Consider the following 3460-nt stretch of genomic DNA (forward strand, 5'->3'; position numbering starts at 1 on the left):
TAATCTAACCAGCCAGCCCAAGGGTTGCCCTCCCCCCCCCACCCGCCCGTCCGGGCACCCCCCCACCGCGGGGCGGGGGGCCTCGGGGTGGCCCCGAGGCCCCGGCCCCCTGGTTCGTGTCCGACTGTTCGTTTCCGACTACTCGGGGACGATATTGACCAGCTTCGGCGCCCGCACGATCACCTTGCGAATCCCCGCGCCGCCCAGCGCCGCGACCACCGCCGCGTCACCCAGCGCCAGCTTCTCCAGCTCGTCCTGCGCGATCGACGGGGAGACCTCCAGCCGCGCCTTGACCTTGCCCTTGATCTGCACCACGCAGATCACGGACTCGTCCACGACATACGCCGGGTCGGCGACCGGGAAGTCCTGGTGCACCACCGAGTCGGTGTGGCCCAGCCTGCGCCACAGCTCCTCGGCGACGTGCGGGGCGAGCGGCGCGATCAGCAGCACCAGCCGCTCGGCCACGCTCCGGGGCAGCGGGCCGCCCGCCTTGGTGAGGTGGTTGTTCAGCTCGGTGATCTTGGCGATGGCGGTGTTGAAACGCAGCGCCGCCATGTCCTGGCCGACACCGTCGATGGCCTTGTGCAGGGCGCGCAGCACCGGCTCGGCCGCCTCCTCGTCGACGACGGTGACCTCACCCGTCGACTCGTCGACGACATTGCGCCACAGCCGCTGGAGCAGCCGGTACTGGCCGACGACCGCGCGGGTGTCCCAGGGACGGGAGACGTCCAGGGGGCCCATCGCCATCTCGTACAGCCGCAGCGTGTCCGCTCCGTACTCGGCGGCGATCTCGTCCGGCGTGACCGCGTTCTTCAGGGACTTGCCCATCTTGCCCAGCTCGCGCCTGACCGGCTCGCCCCCGTGGTGGAAGGTGCCGTCCTCGCGCTCCTCGACCTCGGTGGCCGGGACCGGGAAGCCCCGGCTGTCGCGGTGGACATAGGCCTGGATCATGCCCTGGTTGTAGAGCTTGTGGAACGGCTCGGGGGACGAGATGTGTCCCAGGTCGAAGAGGACCTTGGACCAGAACCGCGCGTACAGCAGATGCAGTACGGCGTGCTCGGCGCCGCCCACGTACAGGTCGACGCCGCCGTGGGGCATGCCCTCGCGCGGTCCCATCCAGTACCGCTCGATCTCCGGGGCGACCAGCCGGTCGCTGTTGTGCGGGTCGAGATAGCGCAGTTCGTACCAGCAGGAGCCGGCCCAGTTGGGCATGGTGTTGGTCTCGCGGCGGTACCTGCGGGGGCCGTCGCCGAGGTCCAGCGTGACATCGACCCACTCCTCGTTGCGCGAGAGCGGGGTCTCGGGCCGGGAGTCGGCGTCGTCGGGGTCGAAGGTGCGCGGCGAGTAGTCGTCGACCTCCGGCAGCTCCAGCGGCAGCATCGACTCCGGCAGCGCGTGCGCGACGCCGTCCTCGTCGTAGACGATCGGGAAGGGCTCGCCCCAGTACCGCTGACGGCTGAAGAGCCAGTCGCGCAGCCGGAAGTTGACGGTGCCCTCGCCGATGCCGCGTTCGGACAGCCACTGGGTGATCCGCGCCTTGGCCTCGGCGACCTCCAGGCCGTCGAGGGAGATCTCGTCGTTGGCGGAGTTGATCGCCGGCCCCTGGCCGGTGAACGCCTCGCCCTCCCAGTCCCGCGGCGGCTGCACGGTACGGATGATCGGCAGGCCGAACGCCTCGGCGAACTCCCAGTCCCGCTCGTCCTGGCCGGGGACGGCCATGATCGCGCCGGTGCCGTAGCCCATCAGGACGTAGTCGGCGACGAAGACCGGAATCCGCGTGCCGGTGACGGGGTTGAGCGCGTACGCGCCGCTGAAGACGCCCGTCTTGTCCTTGTGCTCGGTCTGCCGCTCGACGTCGCTCTTGTTCTGCGCCTGCTTGCGGTAGGCGGAGACGGCCTCCGCCGGAGTGGCGGCGCCGCCGGTCCACGCCTCCTTGACTCCCTGGGGCCACTCGGCGGGCAGGATCGAGTCGATCAGGCCGTGCTCGGGCGCCAGCACCATGTAGGTGGCGCCGAACAGGGTGTCCGGGCGGGTGGTGAAGACCGTGACCCGCGCGCTCTCGTGGCCCTCGACGGCGAAGTCGACGCGCGCGCCCTCGGAGCGGCCGATCCAGTTGCGCTGCTGGAGCTTGATCGCCTCGGGCCAGTCCAGGGCGTCCAGGTCGCCGAGCAGCCGGTCGGCGTAGGCGGTGATGCGCATGTTCCACTGGCGCAGCTTGGCCTTGAAGACCGGGAAGTTGCCGCGCTCGGAGCGGCCGTCGGCGGTGACCTCCTCGTTCGCCAGTACGGTGCCCAGGCCGGGCGACCAGTTGACCGGCGCCTCGGAGGCGTACGCCAGCCGGTACTGGCCGAGGACATCGGAGCGCTCGACGGCGCTCAGCTCACTCCAGGGGCGCGCGGAGCCGGGGACGGCGCGCTCGCCGCTCTCGAACTGGGCGACCAGCTCGGCGATCGGGCGGGCCTTCCCCGCGGTCTCGTCGTACCAGGAGTTGAAGATCTGGAGGAAGATCCACTGGGTCCACTTGTAGTACTCCGGGTCGATCGTGGCGACCGACCGGCGCTGGTCGTGGCCCAGGCCCAGCCTGCGCAGCTGGCGCTTCATGTTCGCCATGGCCTCCTCGGTCGACACCCGGGGGTGCGTTCCGGTGGCGATGGCGTGCTGCTCGGCGGGCAGGCCGAAGGCGTCGAAGCCCAGGGTGTGCAGGACGTTGTGCCCGGTCATGCGCTGGTGGCGGGCGAAGACATCCGTGGCGATATAGCCCAGGGGGTGTCCGACGTGCAGCCCGGCGCCCGAGGGGTACGGGAACATGTCCATGATGAACTTCTTGGGCCGGGCCACCAGCGCGGGGTCCCCGGCGAGGTCACCGCTCGGATTGGGGGCCTCGTACGTGCCGTCGGCGTCCCAGAAGTCCTGCCAGCGTGCCTCGATGTCGGCGGCCATCGCGGCCGTGTAGCGGTGGGGGGCGGCCACCTCGGCAGCGGAAGCAGCAGAATTCGTCTCGCTCATGATCCTTAAAGCTCCATCGATCGTCTCTGCCAGCGGTTCGTGGGCGGGCTTGGCCACAAACAAAAGGACCCCTCACACAGGAGGGGACGCCGCGCCGATGCCGACCGGATCTCTTCATCCGTCGGGACTGATCAGCGCGGCTCGCTAAGCAGAAGGCGTACGGCACGCATGGCGTCAGGGTACCGCAGCGGACGATCCGGACGCCGCTCCGGCCGGGTGGCGGCACCGGGGCGGCCCGGCGGGGGGCGGGCCGGGCGGGCTCGCCAAGCGAGCGGGACGGGCGGGCCGGGCTGCCGGGGTCGCGCGCAAGGCGGCGGGCCGTGGTCGCAGTTGAGACATACGAGAAGAGGCGGGGGGGGGCCCCCCCCGGGGGGGGGGCCCCCCCCGCACCCGGGGGGGGAGGGGGGGGTGGAGACAGAGACGCACGCCGGCCGGCCGGGGCGCGGACCCCCCC

At 71.3% G+C, this 3460-nt stretch carries 1 protein-coding gene; it reads right to left on the reverse strand.

Going from position 1 to position 3460, the window contains the following annotated elements; translation table 11 throughout:
* Positions 1-138: 138 nt before the first annotated feature.
* A complete protein-coding gene (gene leuS / locus ABT122_RS33365) occupies positions 139-3006 on the reverse strand; it encodes a leucine--tRNA ligase (protein WP_351559911.1) in 2868 nt (955 codons plus the stop codon).
* Between the last annotated feature and the right edge of the window lie 454 nt (positions 3007-3460).

It is taken from the genome of Streptomyces sp. NPDC001985 (assembly GCF_040296845.1).
In the GTDB taxonomy this organism is placed as follows: domain Bacteria; phylum Actinomycetota; class Actinomycetes; order Streptomycetales; family Streptomycetaceae; genus Streptomyces.

Coding starts and splice junctions, on each gene's coding strand:
- leuS (WP_351559911.1), bottom strand. CDS start 3,006: ATGAGCGAGACGAATTCTGCTGCTTCCGCTGCCGAGGTGGCCGCCCCC.